The 19,659-nt window shown below is 67.5% G+C and carries 19 protein-coding genes; 2 read left to right on the plus strand and 17 right to left on the minus strand.

The window, feature by feature from the left end; genetic code table 11:
• Positions 1-10 precede the first annotated feature (10 nt).
• From accC to pilM, 11 genes are all read right to left on the minus strand, one after another.
• The gene (accC, locus tag HY049_02660) at positions 11-1,345 is read right to left on the minus strand and encodes an acetyl-CoA carboxylase biotin carboxylase subunit (protein MBI3447813.1); all 1,335 of its coding nucleotides are present in this window, start codon (positions 1,343-1,345) and stop codon (positions 11-13) included.
• A complete protein-coding gene (gene accB, locus HY049_02665; protein ID MBI3447814.1) occupies positions 1,345-1,845 on the minus strand; it encodes an acetyl-CoA carboxylase biotin carboxyl carrier protein in 501 nt (166 codons plus the stop codon). Before accB ends, accC begins: the two co-directional genes overlap by 1 nt.
• A gap of 33 nt (positions 1,846-1,878) precedes the next feature.
• Positions 1,879-2,943, minus strand: a complete 1,065-nt coding sequence (locus HY049_02670; protein MBI3447815.1) for an aminopeptidase P family protein — start codon at positions 2,941-2,943, stop codon at positions 1,879-1,881.
• A 25-nt stretch (positions 2,944-2,968) separates the two neighbouring features.
• Positions 2,969-3,325 carry a roadblock/LC7 domain-containing protein gene (locus HY049_02675; GenBank protein ID MBI3447816.1) on the minus strand — a complete coding sequence of 119 codons (357 nt, stop codon included), beginning with the start codon at positions 3,323-3,325 and terminating at the stop codon, positions 2,969-2,971.
• Positions 3,276-4,592, minus strand: coding sequence for a tetratricopeptide repeat protein (locus HY049_02680; protein ID MBI3447817.1), 1,317 nt, complete (start codon positions 4,590-4,592; stop codon positions 3,276-3,278). The genes HY049_02675 and HY049_02680 overlap by 50 nt, the downstream gene beginning before the upstream one ends.
• 176 nt (positions 4,593-4,768) lie before the next feature.
• Positions 4,769-5,293 (minus strand): hypothetical protein, encoded by a 525-nt coding sequence (locus HY049_02685; GenBank protein MBI3447818.1) that lies wholly within the window; start codon positions 5,291-5,293, stop codon positions 4,769-4,771.
• 10 nt (positions 5,294-5,303) lie between these two features.
• Complete coding sequence (gene pilQ / locus HY049_02690; protein MBI3447819.1) at positions 5,304-7,937, minus strand: type IV pilus secretin PilQ; 2,634 nt, start codon at positions 7,935-7,937, stop codon at positions 5,304-5,306.
• Positions 7,934-8,551: a hypothetical protein gene (locus tag HY049_02695; protein MBI3447820.1), complete on the minus strand. Its 618-nt coding sequence runs from the start codon at positions 8,549-8,551 to the stop codon at positions 7,934-7,936. The genes pilQ and HY049_02695 overlap by 4 nt, the downstream gene beginning before the upstream one ends.
• A gap of 8 nt (positions 8,552-8,559) precedes the next feature.
• The gene (pilO, locus tag HY049_02700) at positions 8,560-9,123 is read right to left on the minus strand and encodes a type 4a pilus biogenesis protein PilO (GenBank protein MBI3447821.1); all 564 of its coding nucleotides are present in this window, start codon (positions 9,121-9,123) and stop codon (positions 8,560-8,562) included.
• Between the two features lie 27 nt (positions 9,124-9,150).
• Positions 9,151-9,765, minus strand: coding sequence for a PilN domain-containing protein (locus HY049_02705; protein MBI3447822.1), 615 nt, complete (start codon positions 9,763-9,765; stop codon positions 9,151-9,153).
• The gene (gene pilM / locus HY049_02710; GenBank protein ID MBI3447823.1) at positions 9,762-10,829 is read right to left on the minus strand and encodes a type IV pilus assembly protein PilM; all 1,068 of its coding nucleotides are present in this window, start codon (positions 10,827-10,829) and stop codon (positions 9,762-9,764) included. The genes HY049_02705 and pilM overlap by 4 nt, the downstream gene beginning before the upstream one ends.
• A gap of 441 nt (positions 10,830-11,270) precedes the next feature.
• Between pilM and HY049_02715 the strand changes: the two genes are divergently transcribed.
• Positions 11,271-11,465: a 50S ribosomal protein L28 gene (locus tag HY049_02715; protein MBI3447824.1), complete on the plus strand. Its 195-nt coding sequence runs from the start codon at positions 11,271-11,273 to the stop codon at positions 11,463-11,465.
• Between the two features lie 2 nt (positions 11,466-11,467).
• Here HY049_02715 and HY049_02720 read toward each other — a convergent pair whose 3' ends face one another.
• The 5 genes from HY049_02720 to yajC form a co-directional block, all read right to left on the minus strand.
• Positions 11,468-11,854 (minus strand): RidA family protein, encoded by a 387-nt coding sequence (locus HY049_02720; protein MBI3447825.1) that lies wholly within the window; start codon positions 11,852-11,854, stop codon positions 11,468-11,470.
• 12 nt (positions 11,855-11,866) lie between these two features.
• Positions 11,867-14,029 carry a bifunctional (p)ppGpp synthetase/guanosine-3',5'-bis(diphosphate) 3'-pyrophosphohydrolase gene (locus HY049_02725; protein ID MBI3447826.1) on the minus strand — a complete coding sequence of 721 codons (2,163 nt, stop codon included), beginning with the start codon at positions 14,027-14,029 and terminating at the stop codon, positions 11,867-11,869.
• Between the two features lie 77 nt (positions 14,030-14,106).
• Positions 14,107-15,285, minus strand: a complete 1,179-nt coding sequence (gene secF / locus HY049_02730; protein ID MBI3447827.1) for a protein translocase subunit SecF — start codon at positions 15,283-15,285, stop codon at positions 14,107-14,109.
• A gap of 7 nt (positions 15,286-15,292) precedes the next feature.
• Positions 15,293-16,882 carry a protein translocase subunit SecD gene (secD, locus tag HY049_02735; protein ID MBI3447828.1) on the minus strand — a complete coding sequence of 530 codons (1,590 nt, stop codon included), beginning with the start codon at positions 16,880-16,882 and terminating at the stop codon, positions 15,293-15,295.
• A 19-nt stretch (positions 16,883-16,901) separates the two neighbouring features.
• The gene (yajC, locus tag HY049_02740) at positions 16,902-17,210 is read right to left on the minus strand and encodes a preprotein translocase subunit YajC (protein MBI3447829.1); all 309 of its coding nucleotides are present in this window, start codon (positions 17,208-17,210) and stop codon (positions 16,902-16,904) included.
• 133 nt (positions 17,211-17,343) lie between these two features.
• Between yajC and HY049_02745 the strand changes: the two genes are divergently transcribed.
• A complete protein-coding gene (locus tag HY049_02745) occupies positions 17,344-18,120 on the plus strand; it encodes a polyphenol oxidase family protein (GenBank protein MBI3447830.1) in 777 nt (258 codons plus the stop codon).
• On the opposite strand, the gene HY049_02750 is transcribed toward HY049_02745, so the two are convergent.
• A complete protein-coding gene (locus HY049_02750; protein MBI3447831.1) occupies positions 18,117-19,478 on the minus strand; it encodes a tetratricopeptide repeat protein in 1,362 nt (453 codons plus the stop codon). The genes HY049_02745 and HY049_02750 overlap by 4 nt on opposite strands.
• Positions 19,479-19,659 lie beyond the last annotated feature (181 nt).

Raw genomic sequence — 19,659 nt, forward strand, 5'->3', positions numbered from 1 at the left:
CCCGCGCCGGTCACGGCACGTAGCGCTCGAGGAACTTCGTCGAGACGTTCCCCTTCTGGAAATCCGTGTCGGCGAGGATCTTCTTGTGCAGCGGGATGTTCGTCTTGATCCCCTCGACGACCATGACGTCGAGAGAGCGCCTCATCCGCGAGATCGCCTCCTCGCGCGTGCTCCCGTGAGTGATCACCTTGGCCACCATCGAGTCGTAGTAAGGCGAGATGCGGCAGTCGGAGTGCACCGCGGAGTCGACGCGGACGCCGGGGCCTCCCGGCTGGTGGTAGCTCGTGATGAGGCCGGGGCTGGGCATGAACGTGTCGGGGTCCTCGGCGTTGATCCGGCACTCGATGCTGTGGCCGCGGACGATGATCTCCTCCTGCTTCTTCGACAGCCGGTGGCCCGCGGCGACGAGGATCTGCTCCTTCACGATGTCGACCCCCGTCACCATCTCGGTCACCGGGTGCTCGACCTGGACTCGGGTGTTCATCTCGATGAAGTAGAACCTGCCGTCCTGGAGGAGAAACTCGATCGTCCCCGCGTTCTCGTACTTCACGGAGCGCGCCGCCTTGAGCGCGGCCTCCGCCATCCGGCGCCTCAGATCGGCTGTCAGCGCCGTGGATGGGGACTCCTCGAGCACCTTCTGGTGCCGCCGCTGGATCGAGCACTCGCGCTCGCCGAGATGGATGATGTTCCCCTTCTCGTCGGCCATGATCTGGAACTCGATGTGACGGGGATTCGGGAGGTACTTCTCGATGTAGACGTCGGGGACCGTGAACGCGGCCCTCGCCTCCTCCCGCGCGACGGGAAAGACGCGGCCGAGCTCCCGGGCGTCCGTCGCGATGCGCATGCCGCGCCCGCCCCCTCCCGCCGCGGCCTTCACGATGACCGGGTAGCCGATCTCGGAGGCGATGGCGGTGGCGCGCTCGACGTCCTCGACGACGCCGTCGCTGCCCGGGAGGACCGGGACTCCCGCCTTCCTCACGATCTCCCGCGCCCGCGACTTCTCGCCCATCATCGCGATGACGTTCGGCCGGGGACCGATGAACTTGATCTTGCAGGCCTTGCACACCTCGGCGAAGGCCGGCGATTCGGCCAGGAACCCGTATCCGGGGTGAATCGCCTCGGCGTCGGTGATCTCGGCCGCCGCGATGACTCCGCTGATGTTGAGGTAGCTCTCGCTGCTCTTCGCCGGGCCGATGCACACGTCCTCGTCGGCGAACCGGACGTGCAGCGAGTCCTTGTCGGGCTCCGAGTGCACCGCGACCGTCTTCACGCCGAGCTCCCGGCAGGCGTAGACGATCCGCAGGGCGATCTCGCCGCGGTTCGCGATCAGAATCTTCTTGAACATCACGAGGTCAGGCGGACGCGGAAGAGGACCTCGCCGTACTCGACCGGCTGCCCGTTGGCCACGGGGATCTCGAGGATCTCGCCTGCGACCTCCGACTCGATCTCGTTCATCAGCTTCATCGCCTCGACGATGCAGATCGCCTGCCCCTTCTTCACCACCGCGCCCACCTCCACGTAGGCGGGAGCCGCCGGATTCGGGGAGCGGTAGAACGTGCCGACCATCGGCGACGTGACCTGGTAGATCTCCCCGCTGTCCCCGGCCTTCGCCGTCGCGGTGGTCGCGGCGGCCGCCGGGTTCGCGGCACCGGTCGCGGGAGCGGCGGGGGACGGCGACGGGGTCGGCGCGGGAAAGGGCATGAACACCTGCTGCGGGGGGGCCGCCGGCGCCTTCGCCGATTCCTTCACCAGCCGCAGCTTCAGGCCGTCCCGCTCGATCTCGAACTCCGCGAAATTGCTTCGCGAGAGATACTCCATGAGCTCCCTGAGTTCCTTGCTGTCCACCTGGTCCCTCGCTTCGGGCCGCCCGCGCCCGGCTCAGACGATGAGCATCTCCTTCGGCGTCGTGGTCAGGACGCGGCAACCGTCCCGCTCCACCACGACGATGTCCTCGATCCGCACGCCGCCCCAGCCTTCGATGTAGATCCCCGGCTCGATCGTCACGACCATGCCGGCGGCGAGGAGAGCCCCGTCCGCGGCGCGGCCCACGTGGGGTGCTTCGTGGACCTCGATCCCCACCCCGTGTCCCGTCCCGTGGCGGAACGCCGCGTCGGCAAAGCCGGCCTCGGCCACGGCGTCCCGCGCGGCGCCGTCGACGGCCGCGATGGAAGCGCCGTGCCGCACCAGCCCTTCCGCGCGGCGCACTCCCTCGAGGACGGCCGCGTGGACGCGCCGCCCGAGGTCGCCGGGTTCGCCGAGAAAGACCGTCCTCGTCATGTCGCTCGTGTACCCGTCCACCTTCGCGCCGATGTCGACCACCACGGGCTCTCCCGCGACGAGACGCCGCATCGAGGCGCGCGCGTGCGGCAGCGCTCCGCGCGGACCCGACGCGACGATCGAGTCGAAGGCGGGGGACTCGGCCCCGCGCTCCCGCATCGTTCCCTCGATCACCGCCGCGACGCGCGCCTCCGTGACGCCGCCGGCGATCTCCGCGACTCCGGCGTCGAATGCCTCCGCGTTCACGCGGACCGCGCTCTCGATCCTTCGAATCTCCTCCGGCTCCTTCACCGATCGATGCCCCTCGACCAGCCCCCGGGTCGCGACGAGCCGGGCGCCCGTGGCGGCGGCCTCGAGGTCCTCCCTCTCCGCGACCGTCACGTGCGCCGCCTCGAACGCGACGCGGACCGCCCCCGCCGCCCGGAGCGCCGCGCGCAGGGGGGCCCCGGTCACGGTCTCGACCGTCCCGCCGGTCCACTCCTCGCCGGCCTGAATCGTGTACCGCGAGTCGGTGAAGAGCGTCGCCGCCCCCTTCGTCACGAGGATCGCCCCCGACGATCCGCTGAATCCCGAGAGGTAACGCACGTTCGCGCGCGATCCGACCAGCAGCGCGACGGCGCCGGCCTCGTCGATCTTCTCACGGATCCGCTCCAGCCTGGACGGCACTCGGGACGTCTCCGACGCGAAAGGGTTAGCGGAGATCCGACTCCAGGCGAGCGGCGGCTCGGGAAGCCTCAAACCTCACCCTCCCCGGCACCGCGTTGCGTCCGGCCACGAGGATGAGAAAGAGATCGGCGCTCACAGGCTGCACGACGCAGGACCACGCCTCCAGCCGGAGAGTCAGATCCCTCACGCCGCCGCCCCCGGCGTTGCGCCCGAGGGCCTCCACCGATCGCACCACCGGGGTGAGCTCGGCGGCGATGACCTCCGGCGACGGTCCGCCCGGCGAGGCCCAGTGCTCGACGACCATGCCGTCGCGCCCGACGAGCGCGGCGGCCTCACACCCCGGCAGACGTCGGGCCGCTTCTTCCAGCGTCGTCCTGAACATCTTTCAGCCTCCGAATCCTGCCGAGCCATCCCTCGAGTGTCTGGATCTTCCGCTGCGTGACGCTTCCCTGAGGTGCCAGCCTCTCGCGCAGCTCGCGAATGCGCACCGCGGCCTCGTGGTTGTGCGGATCGCCGGCGAGCACCGCCTCGTAGACCTCCAGCGCGCGCTCGGGCATCCCCTGCGCGAGGTAAATCTCGGCGAGAGTCGGCGTCGGAAGCGCCCCCACCGTGGGCTCGTCGTCGTGGGCCACCGGCTCTCCGTCGCGCGCGGCGAGAGGACCGGGCTCTGCGGCGGGCCCGCCGGCGGCCGCGGGGGCTGCCACGGGCACCGTCAAGCCGTCGAGGGCGCTCTCCAAGGTTTCTGCCGGGTGGGAGGCCGCGGGAACTTCATCAGCGCCGAAGACGGGCGCGCGCATCATGACCGTCGCGGCGGAGGCATCGTGCGCCGGCGACGGCGTCGAGGGGGCGTGCGCCTCCATCCCGGCGACGACGTCGGCGGGCGACATGATCGTGGTTCGGACGTCGCGGGGGGCCCGGATTCCGACGGGGGGCGCCATCTCGATGGGCGGCCCCACGACATCTTCCTCGCGTGCTCCCTTCTCCACATCCGGCGCCGTCATCATGACCGTGGCGGCGACGGCCTCGCCCGGGATCATCATGACGGTGGAGGCGACGGCCTCGGAGGGTGTCATGATCACCGTGGAGGCGATTTCGGGGAGTGTCATCATGACGGTGGACGCCACGGGTTCGGGCGGAGCGGGGGTGACGACCTCATCCGCGTCACCGACCTCGGCCGCCTCGGGCTCCGGCCTCGGAAGCGTCTCCAGCCCAGCCGTCGATTCCGCCGGGGGTCCGCTCTCGAGCTCCTCGATCTGCTTCAGGGCCTCCGCGTCCCCCGGCTGGATCGCGAGAAACTGCCTCAGGGCGGCCACCGCGCCGGGACGATCGCCAACTCCGGCGAGGGCGTCGGCCAGGAGGCGCCGCGCGAGGAGGTTGTCGGGGGCCTGCTTGACGACGCGCTCGAGCTCCGGCCGGGCCTCCGCGAAGAGGCCCATGTCGAAGAGCACCTTCCCGAGCAGGACGCGGGCGGAGTGGTACGCCGGGTGCCTCTGCAGCCCCTCGCGGCAGAGGCGCGCCGCCTCGTCGAGGTTCTTCAGCGCATGGTGTTCCCGCGCCAGCTCGTAGAAGACCCGCGAGGTCGGATCGAGCTTCAGGCGCCGGGCGAGGTGCAGGGCTTTCGGCGATGGCGTGATGGTTTTTTCTGGCATGAGTGTCGGGCCGGTGCGCCCGGATCGATCGGGCGCGGATCGGCGGCCCATGTTATCCGAGAGCGGCGCCCGCCATCAAGAGACGGCGTGCATGCGCCCCGAAAAGACAAAAGGCGGCTGGAGAGCCCTCGTCGGGGCCCGTCCAGCCGCCCGGATGCCGCGGCGCCGTGCCGGCGCTATTGATCGACGAAGTTGACCGAGAAGCCCGCGAACGGGGTTTCCGCCGGATTTCCGGCGAGATCCTGTCCCTTGAACCGGACGAAGCACTGCCACGAATCGCCGACCGCCGCGCCGGTGGCGATCTTCTCGGCGACCGTGACCGCGGTCGTCGTGATGTCGGCCGAGCCGTTGACCGGGATGGTGAATCCCCCGGGGCCCGTCGCGCGGGCCACGGTGTTGCCGGCGAAGGTGCAGACGCGCTCGGACGACGTGACGGCGATGTCGCTGAAATTGCCGGTGGTCGTCGTGCGGGCCAGATTCTTCACCGTGACCGACGTCGAGTCGTCGTGGAGGGGCGTCGGGAGGCCCGTGTTCGGGTCCGTCGGCGTGATGTCCGACAGGACGAGCGCCGGGTTCACCTTCTCGATGGTGAGCAGGCCTTGACCCTGCGTCGGGTCGTCCAGGTTCTTGTTGCAGCCCGGGAGCAGGAGCCCCGAGACCGCCACGAGGACCAGGAGAAGGACTTTCACTTCGCTTCGCATCGAGCCCTCCTCAAACATTCGTCACGATCTTGGGCGTCAGGAAGACGATCAGCTCCGAGGAATCCTTCTTGAAGTCCTTGTTCTTGAACAGCCAGCCGAAGAAGGGGATTCGATGGAGCCCCGGGATGCCGGTCTCGGTGTCGGTCTCCTGGAGTTTATAGACCCCGCCGATGACGGCCGTCGTCCCGGTGCGGACGAGAATCTGCGTGTCGACGCGCTCGGTCACGATGCCCGGCGTGCCGCCGACGCTGACGGTCGAGCTCGGCTGGTTGTTCTCGACGAGGACCTTCATGATGACCGTCTGCTCGGCCGTGATCTGCGGCGTGACGATGAGCCGCAACGAGGCCGGCACGTACTGGACCTCGATCTGGGTGGCCGTCGTGGTGACGACCGGGATCTGCACGCCCTGCTCGATCGTCGCCGGCTGGTTGTTCTGGGTGACGACCTTCGGGGCGGACAGGATCCGGACCTTGCCGTCGGACTCGAACGCGTCCAGCGTGACGTCGAGGGTCACGCTGTCGAGGACGTTGCCGAGGGCCAGGCCGACCGTTCCGGCGTTCTTCGACGATGCCAGGTTGACGTCGGCGTTGAAGTCCGCCCGGTGCGGGAACTGCAGATTGGTCTGCGTCCCGTGCGCCGGGTCGGCCAGGGCCTTGAAGCCCCAGTCGATGCCGAGGCTGCGCTCGAACGACCGGATCGCCTCGACGATGCGCGCCTCGATCTGGACCTGCGGCGTCTGGGTGTCGAGGGCGTTGAGCAGGTTGTCGTACGCAGGGCGCTTGTCCGGGATGTCGCTGATGATGATCGTGTTCGTCCGGGCGTCCGCGATGATCTTGCCTCGCTCGGACCGGACCTGCTGCATGACGGCCATCGCCTCCTGCACCTTGGCATAGCTGAGCTTGCGGGTGAAGGTGACGGGGTCGACTTCCTGCTCCTGCGCCTGCTTGAGGGCGCGGCGCTCTCCGGCCTCGGCGCGCAGCTTCTGCGTGCGCGCGATGCGGACGACGCTGTCCTCCTCGACCGCGTCGAGACCCTGGTTCTTCAGGATCACCTGGAAGGCCTGGTCCCACGGGACCTGCGTCAGCCGGATGTCGATCTTGCCGGAGACGTCCGGGTCGAGGACGACGTTCATCTTCATCACGTCGGAGAAGAAGAAGAACACCTCGCGCAGATCGGCGTCGCGGAACGTGACCGAGATCTTCTCGCCCCGGTAGTGGCGCTTGTCGCCGGCGATCGTCTGGCTCTGGAAGCTGACCCCCGCGGGAAGCGAGGAGGTCGATTCCTCTTTGGAGGACGCCGCGGGGTCGGAGCGGTCGAAGAGAACGATGTCCTTGGCCACATCCTTCGCGCTCGTCGGCACGAGGCGGGGCTGGAGCTCCGTCGGGTCGGCCGCGGGCGCCGCCGCGACGGTCTGAGCCGGCTTTGGCTCGACGGCCGCAGGGGCTGAGGCTCCCGCGGGCTCCGCGAAGGAGACCGTCGGGGTCACCCTCCCGTCGGCGCGACGCGCGGCGGTCACGGGCGCGGCGGCCGGCGGCGTGGGGATCGCCTTCGGCACGATCGCCGCCACCGTCGGGACGGTGGTCGCGGCGCTCTGCTGCATCGCCTCGGCGCCGAGGAGAACCCTGATGCCGTCGGGATCGGTGACCACCTGGTGCTCGATCGGATGCGTGAGGTCGAAGACGATGCGGACGACCTTCTCGGGGTGCGTCTTGAACTGGGCGACCCTCACCCGCTGCAGGGGCTCTGCCGAGACGGGGTAGCTCTTCTCGGGGACCCTGTTCGTGACGCCGAGGAGGTCGACGACGAGGCGATCCGGGTTCTTCAGGATGAACTCGTTGTGACGGAAGGAGCCGTCGCCCACGATCGTGACGCTTCCCTTGGTTCGGGAGCCGTCCACGACGAGCCCGGTCACGACGCTCGCGTCGTCGCGGCGCGGGGCGGGCGGGGCGGGGATTTCCGCGGGCGCGCTCACCGCCACGGGCACCTGGATCGCCGCATCGGCCGGAGCCGCCACGGTGGCCGGCGCGGGCGTCGCCGCGAGGGCTGGCGCGGGCATCGCCGCGAGTGCCGGCGAGGGCCCGGAAGCCATCGCCGCGGCCGCGTCCGGAACGACGCTGGCCTGCCCCTCGACCGGCGTCAGGTAGACCGCCAGCCCGGAGCCCTCCGGGACCACCTTCGCCTCCATCGCCGATGGCCCGCTGAACTCGATGCGCGCGTGCGAGGATCCGTGATGCGAGGGAAGACCCGAGATCCTGATCGGGTTGAACCCTTCGCCGGCCATCGAGACGTCCGCCGGCAGCTTCGAGAGATCGACGTTCGGGATCTCGAGGATGAAGGCGTTCGGCTCGGGCTGGTATGACGTGTAATTGACCGGCGCTGACGCCGCGATCTCGACCTTGACGCTGCCCGCGGGCTCCGTCGCCGGGACGACGCGGATTCCCGTGAGCGCGGTCACGTCGGAGACCGGCAGCGTGGCGGCCGAGTCGGACGCTCCGCGCGCGGCCTCCGCTCCGGGGGTCTGTTCCCCGCGGACTGAGGCCTGATCGGGCCCCGACTCCACCGGAACGCTCGCCCTTCCGGACGCGCCGCATCCTGCGGCCGTCGCGACGAGCAGGCAAAGCCCGAGGCTCTTAGGCCAGGTCATACGCCGCCCTCCCTCGTCAGATTCAACTTCTTCTCTATGTCGCGGTAGGGTTTGATCCGCGTCGGGTCGTTGATTTTCTGTCGAAACACCACAGTTCCCGTGGGCGCATCCACTCTCAGGACCTCCCCGTCGTACAGCTTGTCACCCGCTTTGAGGCTGGCGCCGTAACCTTCCGGTCCGACGACGAGAGCCACGCCGCCGGATCGTCTCGAGAGCACGCCCACGAGATTGACCTCGGTGATCAGCCAGCACTCCATCCCCTCGCCCTCGCACTTGCCGACATCCTCGAGCTTGTTGGCCTCCGCGGGGGAGATGAACGGATCGCGCCGATCTCCCGGGTCGTACGTCAACCCCTTGCCGCTGGCCGAAGCCTCCTCCTGCTTGTGGACGTCCTCGAGAACCTTGTTCTCCCCGGCGGCCGGTGCCGGCGCCGATGACGCGGCCCCGCCCGATGCCGGGGGAGCCGATGCGGCGGCCGATGCGGCGGCCGCCTGCCGCGCCCTGGCCGGTCCGCGCCCCTGCGGCGTATTGTTCTCGTCGGGCACCCTGGCCCACAGAGCGCTTGCGGCGCAGGCCGCCACCAGGAGGGCCGACGCGCTGATGAGCTTCGTCACGCGCATGGTCATCCTTCCTTTTCGGTGTAGACGAACGTCAGTGCCGAGAACGAGCTGACGATAGACCGCGATCGGGCGTCGGCCCCGGAGTTCTTCGTGATGCTGACGTTGCGCACGTTGATGATGCGATCGTGCTTGCCGATCACGTCGTAGAAACGGCCGAGGTCGTGGTAGTTGCCCACGACGTTCATCGAGTACGTGTATTCCTTGTAGAACTCGCCCTGCTTGATGCTGGCCTCGGAAAGCGACTTGATGCCCAGGTTAAACCGGCTGGCCTGGCTCTCGAGCCACTTGATGATGATGCCGGCCTCGGGCTCCGTCGGGAGAATCCGTCGCAGGCTGGCGAGCTCGATGTCCTTCTGGGCGATGAGCTTCTCGAGCTCCGCGCGCCGCCTCGCGGCCTCGCGCCCCTTGGCGATCTCGGCCTGGAGCCGATCGTGCTCCTGCTGCTTGCCGTCGATGTCGGACTGCTCCTGCGAGAAGTTCGGGTACGACTTCCACGCGCCGAACGCGAGCAGGCCGCAGACCCCGACCACGATCGCGACCCGCGCCCATACCGGCATCTTGTCCATCGTAAAGTCCTCCAGCCCCGGGGCGCGTTAGTGCGCGCCCTCGGCAGGCGCCGGGGCCGCGGGCGCCGCGGCGGGCTTGGGATTCGGCACGAACCTCGCCGCCAGGGAGAAAGCGACGCCCTCGGCGCCGTCGTCGCGGTAGCTGATGCGGCCGACGTCCGAGAAATAGGGCGAAGCGTCCAGATTGTTGTAGAAGTTCGCGTAGGCCGTGGGCGTCGTCGCCTTGCCGCTGAAGGTCAGGGCGCCGCCATTCTCGTTCATCGCGGTCAGCCAGAGGAAGTCGGGGAGATTGCGGCTGATCTCGTCGAGAAGCCTGACCGGAACCTGCTGCTCGTTCTTCAGCTTGGTGATCAGGTCGATCTGGTGCTCGACCCTCTGCTTCTTCTTCTCGAGCTCGTCGGCGACGCGGCGATCTTCCTCGACCTTCTTCATCGCGACGTGATCGTCCTCGAGCTTGCGGTCGAGATCGTCGATCTGCCCCTTGAGGTCGAGCTGCTTCCAGACAAGAAAGCTCAAGGTCCCGATGATGAGGACGGCGAAGAGCACGTTCTGAAGGGTCCCCGCCCCCTCGAGGTTGACGGTCGGCGCCTTTCTTCCTGCGGTCTCCTTGCGGGCGACGGCCAGAAGATTGACTTTGATCATCGGTCGCCCACCTTCCTCAGCGCCAGGCCCACCGCGACGCTCGCGCACGAGGCGAGCGGCTCGAGACGGTCGGCGGGGAACTGTCGGTCGTTGACCGCCACTTTCTTGAAGGGATCCAGCATCTCGACGTGCGTTTCGAACCGCTGGCCGAGGTAGGCCGCGAGGTTCGGCGTGCGGGAGCCCCCGCCCGAGAGGACCATGAGAGAGACCGGGTCCGACGAGGAGGTCGCCTTGAAGAAGTCGAGCGTTTTCTGGATCTCGGTGCCGACCTGCTCACCGACCGCCTGGAGGACCGAGGCCACCCGCTCCGGGTTCGCCCCCTCGACCTCCTGCCCCTTCTTGAGGAGCTCGGCCTGATCGAACGGCACGTTGAGGTCTTTCTGAATCGCCTCGGTGAAGAGGTTTCCGCCGATCGAGATGTCGCGCCAGAAGATCGAGGAACCGGACTGGAGGATGGCGATGTTCGTCACCGCCGCCCCGATGTTGATGAGCCCGACGACCTTGTCCGAGGGAACGTCGTAGTTCACCTCGTAGGCGTTCTGGAGCGCGAAGACGTCGACGTCCACGACCTGCGCCGACTTTCCGGCGTTGGCGAGAACCGTCGTGTAGTCGTTGATCTTGTCTTTCTTCACGGCGACGAGGAGGACGTCCATGTTCCCTTCGCCGGAGAGGCTGGGCCCCTCGAGGACCTGGTAGTCGATGTTCACGTCGTCGACGTCGAAGGGGATGTACTGCTCCGCCTCCCACTGGATCGACTCTCCCAGCTCCTCCTGCGTCATCTGGGGAAGGCTGATCTTCTTGATGATCACCGAGTGGCCCGAAAGCGAGATGGCGACCTCCTGGGACTTGATCCGGCTCGTCGTGAAGAGACGTTGGATCGTCTCCGCGACGAGCCCGGAGTCCATGATCGCGCCATCCACGATGGCTTCCGGCGACAGGGGCTCGATCCCGATGTTCAGAAGCTGGTACCCGCGCCCCTTGCCGAGATCTTTGAGCTCGACGGCCTTGACGGAACTGGACCCAATGTCGAGACCGACCAGGTTCTTGGTTCGCCCGAAGAGCACCCCGTCTCTCCTATCCGTCAGATGTCAACGACTTAAACCAGCACCCAAAACGGCGTGTCAAGTTACCGTGACGCTTTTCGCCTTGTCAAGACAAAAGAATGCGAGACAAAACAAAAGAGCGTGGGCATAGGCGCTTGGGCTGCAATCAACAGTCGTCGCCTCCCGCCGTGCCCGAAACGATCCGGTCGGTTCGTCAAGACCTCCGCGGGGCGACTGGTTCGCGCGTGAGCTATGTTCCGGTTCTTCCGTTTCGGCGCAGCGGCAATATTATGCCGCTCTCCGTCACAAGCAAGCACTTCCGAGCGGCGGCCCCGAATCGGAACCTCTGAAGCCTCCCCGCCCCATCATTTTCATTTGATCCGCCGGGGGTGTCGTGTTACCGTGAGGCTCCCCTTCACGAACGGCCGCTGACGGCCCGACGAGTTCCGGAGTGACGAAAGCATGGCGAGACGCTGCGAGTTCTGCGGCAAGGGTCCGCAGTTCGGTCACAACATCAGTCACGCGCACAACCTGACCAGGGCCGTCTGGTATCCGAACCTCCAGCGGGTGCGAGCCCGGTTCGGCAAGGCGGTTCGGCGCGTCAAGATCTGCACCCGCTGCCTCCGGACCGGCCGCGTCCAGAAGGCCGTCTCCTAGATCTATCTCCCCTTCAGCGCGATCATCTCTATCTCGACGAGGGCCCCCTTCGGGAGCCCTGACACCTCGACGGTGGCCCGCGCGGGGGGGTCCCCCCTGAACGCCGCGCCATAGACCCGGTTCACCGCCTCGAAATCCTGGAGGCTCTTGAGGAAGATCGTCGCCTTCACCGCCCGATCGATGGAGGTGCCGGCGGCGTCGAGAATCGCGGCGAGGTTCTTCATCACCCTCTCCGTCTGTGCCGCCGCGTCCCCGCTCACGAACGTCATGGTGGCCGGGTCGAGCGGGATCTGGCCGCTCACGAACACGAAATCGCCGGCCTCGATGGCCTGCGAGTACGGCCCGATGGCCGCCGGCCCCCTGTCCGTGACGATTCTCCTGCGCTCCATCATCCTCTCTCCTCACGCGCCCATCTGGCGCTCGACGTGATGCACTCCATCGACGCTCCGAAGCTTCTCGATCACCCGCTCGAGATGCGGCCGATCCTGCACGTCGATGACGAGGGATATCCGCCCCTTCCCGTCCGCGGTCGTGCGCGCCTCCACGTCGCGGATGTTGGTCCGCTCGTCGGCGATGACGGAGGTCAGCCTCGCGAGCATCCCCGGGCGGTCCTCCGTGTGGACGACGATCGGGACGTCGTACAGCCCCGACGCCGGTTGGTGCTCGTCCCCCTCCCAGGCCACCTCGATCCTCCGGTGGGGATCGAAGAGGAGGTTCTCCACGTTCGGGCACCGGGCGTTGTGGACGGAGACCCCCTTCCCGAACGTGATGTAACCCACGATCGCGTCGCCGCGGATCGGCTTGCAGCAGCGCGCCAGAGTGACCATGACGTCGTCGGACCCCGACACGCGCACGCGGCTGTCGCCCGCGCGCACCGCCGGCCTGGGGTGCGCGGGCTCCTCCCTCGGGTGCAGCACGTCCCTGGGCACCAGCTCCTCGAAGAGCTGGTGGATCGTCAGCTTCCCGTACCCGACGTGGACGTGGAAGTCGTCGAGGGTCTCGCACCCGAGCTTCCTCAGCGCCCGATCGAGCGTCCCGTCCGCGGCGAGCGTCCTCAGGCTCAGCTTGTACCGCTTGAGCTCGCGCTCGAACATCGCGCGCCCGACGTCGAGGCTCCGCCCCCGCTCGTGGGCGTTCAGCCAATGGCGGATCTTGTGCCGCGCGTGCGACGTCTTGACCGACGCGAGCCAGTCCCGGCTGGGCCTCTGCGCGGGTGACGTCAGGATCTCGATCACGTCGCCGTTCTTCAGCTCGCTCTTGATGGGAACCAGCCGGCCGTTGATGCGGGCGCCCGTGCAGTGGTTGCCGACCTCGCTGTGGATCGAGTACGCGAAGTCGATGGCGGTCGCGCCCCGGGGGAAGGCCCGGACCTCTCCACGGGGGGTGAACGTGTAGACCTCCTCCGCGTAGAGATCGAGCTTGACCGCGTGGAGGAACTCGGTCGAGTCCTTGGTCTCCTTCTGGAGATCGAGGAGGCGCTGAATCCACTGGAAGCCCTGCTCTTCCCGCCTGTCGAACGAGCGCCCCTCCTTGTATTTCCAGTGCGCGGCGATCCCCTGCTCGGCGACGGCGTGCATCTCGCGGGTCCGGATCTGCACCTCGAACGGGTAGCCGCGATCGGTCATCACCGACGTGTGAAGGCTCTGGTAGAGGTTGGGCTTCGGCATCGCGATGAAGTCCTTGAACCGGCCCGGCACGGGGCGCCACCCCTCCTGCCCGTGAATGACCCCGAGGGCGGCGTAGCAGCTCTTCACCGTGTCGGTGATGATCCGGAACGCCACGTAGTCGTAGACGCGATCGACGTCGATGTGCTGGACCCGCATCTTCTTGTAGATCGAGTACAGGTGCTTGACGCGCCCCTTGATCTCGGCGGGCACGCCGGCCTCCCGCAGCTTCTCCTCGATCGTGCGGCGGATCTCCGAGATGTACTCCTCGCTGACGCGCCGCTGCTCGTCGAGCTTGCGGGAGAGCATCTCGAATCCCGGAGCGTCGAGGTGCTGGAGCGACAGGTCCTCGAGCTCGGCCTTGATGCGCCCCATCCCGAGGCGGTTGGCGAGCGGCGCGTAGATCTCGATGGTCTCGCGCGCGATCCGCTCCTGCTTCTCCGCGGAGAGGAACTCGAGGGTGCGCATGTTGTGGAGCCGATCGGCGAGCTTGACGAGGATCACCCGGATGTCGTCGAACATCGCCAGCATCATCTTGCGGAAGTTCTCCGCCTGCTTCTCCTCCTCGCTCGTGAACGTGATGCGGGAGATCTTGCTCAGCGCCTCGACGAGGCTGGCGACCTCCGCCCCGAAGTACTCCTCGATGACCTCGCGCGTCGCGAGGGTGTCCTCGATGACGTCGTGGAGGAGGCCGCCGATGACGCTGACCACGTCGAGCTTCAGATCGGCCAGGATGTACGCGACCTCGAGGGGGTGGGTCAGGTACGGCTCGCCGGACCGGCGCACCTGGCCGCGGTGCGCCATCGCGGAGAAGACGTAGGCCCTGCGGAGCAGATCGAAGTCGGCCTCCGGATGGTAGGCCGCGATCTTCTCCTGGATGTCCTCGAAACGGACCTTCATGGGAGGGCTCTCCGAGCCGGGAATATACACCGGCTCCCGGAGGAGGCGGGGCGCCGGAGCGCCCGCGCGGCGGGGCGCTAGGCCCGGACCGCGGCCTTCTTGCGCTCCGCGATCCAGCGCATCCACCAGACGACCACGGGGGACGAGATGTAGATCGTCGAGTAGGTTCCCGAGATGGAGCCGACGAGCAGGGCGAACGAGAACGGCTCGAGACGGCTGCCGCCGAAGACCCAGATGCTGACCAGCACGATCCAGACGAGGAAGCTCGTCAGGATGGTGCGGCTGAGCGTCTCGTTGATGCTGTCGTTGAACGTCTTCTCGATGTTCGTGCTCCGGCGGAGCCTCAGGTTCTCGCGGACGCGGTCGAAGATGACGATCGTGTCATTGAGCGAGTACCCGACGATCGTCAGGACGGCCGCGAGCACGGTGAGATCGAATTCCTTCTGGAAGAACGAGATGAACCCGAGGGTCACCATCACGTCGTACGCGAGGGTGACGATCGCCGAGACGCCGTACGACCAGGCCTTGAACCTGAAGGCGATGTACATGAGCATCACGACGAGCGACATGACGACCGCCCATCGCGCCTTGCTCCGGAGATCGGCGCCGACGGCGGGCCCGACGTAGTCGATCGAGACGATCGAGAAGCGCCCGGCGATCGCGCTCGCGCCGAGCCATCCGGCGACGGCCGGCGTGATCTCGGGCAGCGCCTTCACCATCGCGACGTCGGCGATCAGCTCTCCGTGCTCCTTGCGGTAGCGCTTGATCGCCAGCGCGGCGCGCTCCGCCTCGTCCTCCCGTCCGGGCCCCAGGGCCGAGACGAGGTTGCGCTTGATCTCGCTCGCCCCTGCGGCGTTGAGATCGACCTTCCCCTGCGCGGCGGCGGTGTCCTCGGGTGTCCGGATGGCGCGGAGGACGTCGGCCGCGAGATCCTCCTGCTCCTTCGGCTCCTCCGTGGCGCTGCCCCGCGCGTGCGCGTCGATCTGGATGAGGACCTCGTTGTCCGCGGCCGCGCCGAACGCCTGGAGGCTCACGCCGTGGAACCCGGCGGCCTCGAGGCCCGAGCGGATCTGCTGCGTCGGCGGCGTCTCACGGAACTTCAGCTGGACGTCCGCGCCGCCGCGGAAGTCGATGCCGAGCGGGATGCCGCGGATCGCGAGCGAGGTGATGCTCAGCGCCACGACGAGCAGCGAGGCGGTGACGAAATACTTCTTCTTGCCGAGGAAGTCGAACTTCGGGTTTGTCAGGATCTGCATCGGTTCCTCAGATGCTCAGCCGCTCGACGCGTCGGCCCTGGCCGACCCTCCAGTCGAAGAGCGCCTTGGAGACGAAGAATGCCGTGAACATGCTCGCGATCAGGCCGATGCACAGCGAGACGGCGAACCCCTTGACGGGGCCGCTGCCGAACTGGATCAGCACGAGCGACGAGATGACGGCGGTGACGTGCGAGTCGAAGACGGCGCTGAAGGCGCGCTTGAAGCCGGCGTCGAGGGAAGCCCTCACGGTCTTCCCCAGGCGCAGCTCCTCGCGGATTCTCTCGAACACGAGGATGTTCGCGTCGAACGCGATGCCGAAGGTCAGGATGATGCCGGCGATGCCGGGGAGGCTGAGCGTGGCGCCGAGGTACGACATCATCGAGAGGATGATCAGGATGTTGATGACGAGCGCGACCACGGCGTTGATGCCCGCGCCCCTGTAGTAGACGAGCATGAAAATGACCGAGAGGCCGAGGCCGACGACCGACGCCGTGACGCCCTTGCGGATCGAGTCGAGACCCAGCGATGCGCCGACGGTCCGCTCCTCGATCACGTTGGTCCCGGCCGGGAGCGCGCCCGACCTCAGCTTGAGCGCGAGGTCGTCCGCCTCCTCGATGGAGAAGCTCCCCTCGATGATGCCGTTCGTGTTGATCACGCCGTTGATGCTGGGGGCGGAGATCACCTTCTTGTCGAGAAGGATCGCGAGCTGCTTGTGGAGGTTCTCGCGCGTCAGCTTCTCGAACCGGACGCCCGCATCGGAGGTGAGCTGGAAGTCGACGGCCGGCATCCCGAGATTGTTCTGGCCGCGGCGGGCGAGCACGAGATCGTTGCCGCTGATCGGCGACGACACGGTCAGAGGCCAGTAGAGCGTCTGCCGCGCCCCGTCCGCCCCGATCTTCTCCTGGGGGAAGACCGCGGTGTCCTGGGGGAGCGTGCCGCCGAACATCTGGAGGACGCTCGGCTCGTCGGGAAGGCCGCCGAAGGTCTGCCCCTGGAAGTTCGCCGGCAGGCTCACCAGCTTGTACTCCAGGAAGGCGGGGGTCGAGAGCAGATCTCGCACGCGCTCCGGATTCTCGATGCCGGGGAGCTGGATGAGGATGCGGTCGCTGCTGAGCCCCTGCCGCTGGACGTTGGGCTCGGCGACGCCGAAGGCGTCGACGCGGCGGCGGATCCGCTCGAGGGTGTCGGTGACGGCGGTCTCGCGGGCGAACGAGAGCTCCTGCGACCCCATCGTGACCCTGAAGTCGTTCCCCTCCTTCGAGACGCGCCACGAGGGGAGCTGCTCCGAGAACACCTTGCGGAACTCGTCCTGCGCGACGGGGTCGGCGCCGACGATGACCAGCCCGCCCCCCGCGACATCCGGGTTGATGTGCGCGACCTTGAGCCCCCGCCGGTTGAACTGCTCGGTCAGCGACGTCGAGCGGAGATCGAGCGAGGCCTTCACCGCGTCATCGGTTCTCACCTGGAGGACGAGGTGGATTCCGCCCTTCAGGTCGAGCCCGAGGTGCACCTTTTCCTGCACCGGGAAGACCATGAACGACGTGATCGCCACGACGGCGAGGATGAGCAGCAGCTTCCATCTCAGGTCTTTGGACACGATTCGATTCTCCGAGGGATTACTCTTCCTTCTGGAGCCCGGCGATTGCGTTGCGCGCGACGTCGATCTTCACGCCGTTGGAGACGCGGAGCTGGATGATGTCGTCGGTGATCCCCGCGACGGTCCCGTAGATGCCGCCGCTCGTGATGACCCGGTCGCCGTTCTTCAGCGACTTGAGCATGGCCTCCACCGCCTTCTGCTTCTTGCTCGCCGGGCGGAACATGAGGAAATAGAAGATGACGAAGACCAGCCCCATCGGGACGATGAACTGGAAGAAGAGATTGGGCGCCTCGGCGGCGGGGGCGGCGGGCTGCTGCAGGAAGTGCATCACTGTTTGAAGAAAACTCCCTATCGCGACGTCATGCAGATCGCGCGACAACGACGAGTCCTGTGGATCGAGAGGCCGGGTAGTCTGAGGCAGCACCCCGTGAATGTCAAGGCACGGCCGATGGACACGGAGAATGCGCGCGGCTAGCCTCGCGGCCATGGCCGACTGGACGACGCTTCAGACCGATTCCGGGGACCGCGCCCTCGTCTGCGGCCCGCTGGCCGGCGCCGGGCTCGCTCACATGTTCACGCTCCGCCCGGCCGGGACGATCGCGTCCGGCACCGCCATCCCCGCCGGCCTGCTCGCGCGGATCGCCCTCGACGGGATTCCGATCTCGAGGCCGAGGCAGGTTCACGGCTCGATCGTCGCGACCCCCGCCGGCGCGAGCGGCGGGACCTCCCCCCCGGAGGCGGACGCCGTGGCCGTCACGACCGGGGGCGGGGCGGCCGCCATCGCGACCGCCGACTGCGTCGGCGCGATTCTCCTCGACCCCGGGTCGGGGGCCTTCGCCGTCGTGCACGCGGGGTGGCGCGGAACGCTCGCGAGGGTCGTGCCCGCCGCGATCGAGACGCTCACGATCCGCGGCGGCGCGCGCCCAGGGCGGATGGTGATGGCGATGGGGCCGTCGATCCGGGGGTGCTGTTACGAGGTCGGCGAGGAGGTCCTCGCGCCGTTCCGCCGCTCCTTTCCCGACGCGGACAGGCGCGGGATCTTCGGTGAGCGCGGAGGGCGTGAGACGGTCGACCTCGTGGCCGCGAACCGGGCCCTGGCCGAACAGTGCGGCCTCGATCCCCTCGGGATCCACGCCTCGGATCTGTGCACGTCGTGCCGCACGGATCTCTGCTGGTCGTATCGGAAGGCCGGCGCGGGCGCCGGCCGGATGTGGACTCTCGCCGGTCGCCCCGGCTAGCCCTTCGAGGCGGCCTTGCCCGGAGGCGCGAGCTTCTTGAGCTCCTGCACCATCTGCTTCGCCTCCGCGGCCTTCGCGTCCTTCGGGCTCAGCTTCAGAAACGTCTCGAAGTGGCCGACCGCTCCGGGGAAATCGCCGAGCTTCACCAGCGTGTAGGCGAGCTGGAAGTGGGCCATGGCGTGGTTCGGGTCCTTCTCGAGCACCTTCTTGTAGTAGACGTCCGCCTTCTGCGGCTCGTCGCGGTTGAAGGCGAGATTCCCCAGGTTGTAGAGAGACTTTCCCGTGGGATCGCGATCCCCGAGCTTCGTGTACATCTCCTCTTCCTTCGCCTTGTTCCCCGTCTCTTTGTACAGCGCGGCGAGGGAGGTGTACGCGTCGAGGTCGTCGGGGTTGTGCGCGATCATCCCCTGGTACAGCTCGATCGCCTTGTCGGGCTGTCCCGTGTCGGAGTACAGGCCCGCGAGCGCGTCGACGACCGCCTCGCTGTCCGGGCTCAGCGTCTTCTCGTCCTCGAGCGCCTGCACCGCCTGGATCTTTCGTCCCTTCTTGTCGTACACGCGCGCGAGATAGAAGCTGACGCCGGTCTTCGTCGGATCGAGAGCCTTCGCCTTCTTCAGCGACGTTTCCGCGTCGGCAAGCGCGTCGGTCTCGAACTGCGAGCGGCCGAGCCGGTAGTAGCCTTCCGCGTTGTTCGGATCGTCGGGGGCCTTCTCCACCGACTCCTTCAGGAGCGGGATCGCGCCGGCGTAGTCCTTCTGATCGAGCTTGTCCATCGCCAGCTCGAACGACGTCTTCTTGTCGCCGGTGCCCGCCGTCGGCGGCGGGAGCGCCTGCCCCGGCTCGGCCGGCTTGCCCGGATCGGTCGCGGGCACCCCCTTGTACTCGGCGTAGAGCTTGTTGACGGTCGCCATGTGCTTGTCGGGAGTGGTGAGGACCCAGTCGATCTTGTTCCTCGACTTGCTGGTCAGGTCGCCCGTGGCGAAGACGTGGACCTTCTTCTCGAACTCCTGCTTCTCGTTGAAGAAGTATGTGATGGAGTTCTTGACGCCGTCCCCGTTGGTGATCTCGGAGAGCTGGCGGACCACCAGGTAGCCTTCCTTCTTCGCGATCAGGATGTACTCGCCGGGCTCGACGATATAGAGGTAGGAGCCCTTCTTGCTCGTCTTCGCCGGCTTGAGCAGGGCGTTGGTGTCAACTCTCCTGAGGCTGATCTCCACGGCCTCGAGCGGATTCCCCGCTTCGTCTGCGGCGATCCCTTCGATGCGCGCGACGACCTGGCAGAAGGCCGGGACGGCGAAAAAGGACGAGACGGCGAGAACGAGGGACGCGGCGGCTGTCGATCGGGTTGGATTTTTCATGGGCTCCTTTGAGGGCGCGGAGGAGCGCGGACTCCAGCAGGCAGTATATTCGGGTGACGAGGCCGGCGGCAAGGGACGAACCCCAATCGTTGACACGACTTCGCTTCTGGTTGTAATGTTCCGACCCTGGTGAGGAACATGGCCTGAAGTAAGCCACTCGCTCCGCTCTCGATGTCCCTGC

The sequence above is a fragment of the Acidobacteriota bacterium genome (genome assembly GCA_016195325.1).
GTDB lineage: Bacteria > Acidobacteriota > Polarisedimenticolia > JACPZX01 > JACPZX01 > JACPZX01.

Coding starts and splice junctions, on each gene's coding strand:
- accC (MBI3447813.1), bottom strand. CDS start 1,345: ATGTTCAAGAAGATTCTGATCGCGAACCGCGGCGAGATCGCCCTGCGG.
- HY049_02675 (MBI3447816.1), bottom strand. CDS start 3,325: ATGTTCAGGACGACGCTGGAAGAAGCGGCCCGACGTCTGCCGGGGTGT.
- HY049_02680 (MBI3447817.1), bottom strand. CDS start 4,592: ATGCCAGAAAAAACCATCACGCCATCGCCGAAAGCCCTGCACCTCGCC.
- HY049_02685 (MBI3447818.1), bottom strand. CDS start 5,293: ATGCGAAGCGAAGTGAAAGTCCTTCTCCTGGTCCTCGTGGCGGTCTCG.
- pilQ (MBI3447819.1), bottom strand. CDS start 7,937: ATGACCTGGCCTAAGAGCCTCGGGCTTTGCCTGCTCGTCGCGACGGCC.
- pilO (MBI3447821.1), bottom strand. CDS start 9,123: ATGGACAAGATGCCGGTATGGGCGCGGGTCGCGATCGTGGTCGGGGTC.
- HY049_02705 (MBI3447822.1), bottom strand. CDS start 9,765: ATGATCAAAGTCAATCTTCTGGCCGTCGCCCGCAAGGAGACCGCAGGA.
- HY049_02715 (MBI3447824.1), top strand. CDS start 11,271: ATGGCGAGACGCTGCGAGTTCTGCGGCAAGGGTCCGCAGTTCGGTCAC.
- HY049_02720 (MBI3447825.1), bottom strand. CDS start 11,854: ATGGAGCGCAGGAGAATCGTCACGGACAGGGGGCCGGCGGCCATCGGG.
- HY049_02725 (MBI3447826.1), bottom strand. CDS start 14,029: ATGAAGGTCCGTTTCGAGGACATCCAGGAGAAGATCGCGGCCTACCAT.
- secF (MBI3447827.1), bottom strand. CDS start 15,285: ATGCAGATCCTGACAAACCCGAAGTTCGACTTCCTCGGCAAGAAGAAG.
- yajC (MBI3447829.1), bottom strand. CDS start 17,210: ATGCACTTCCTGCAGCAGCCCGCCGCCCCCGCCGCCGAGGCGCCCAAT.
- HY049_02745 (MBI3447830.1), top strand. CDS start 17,344: ATGCGCGCGGCTAGCCTCGCGGCCATGGCCGACTGGACGACGCTTCAG.
- HY049_02750 (MBI3447831.1), bottom strand. CDS start 19,478: ATGAAAAATCCAACCCGATCGACAGCCGCCGCGTCCCTCGTTCTCGCC.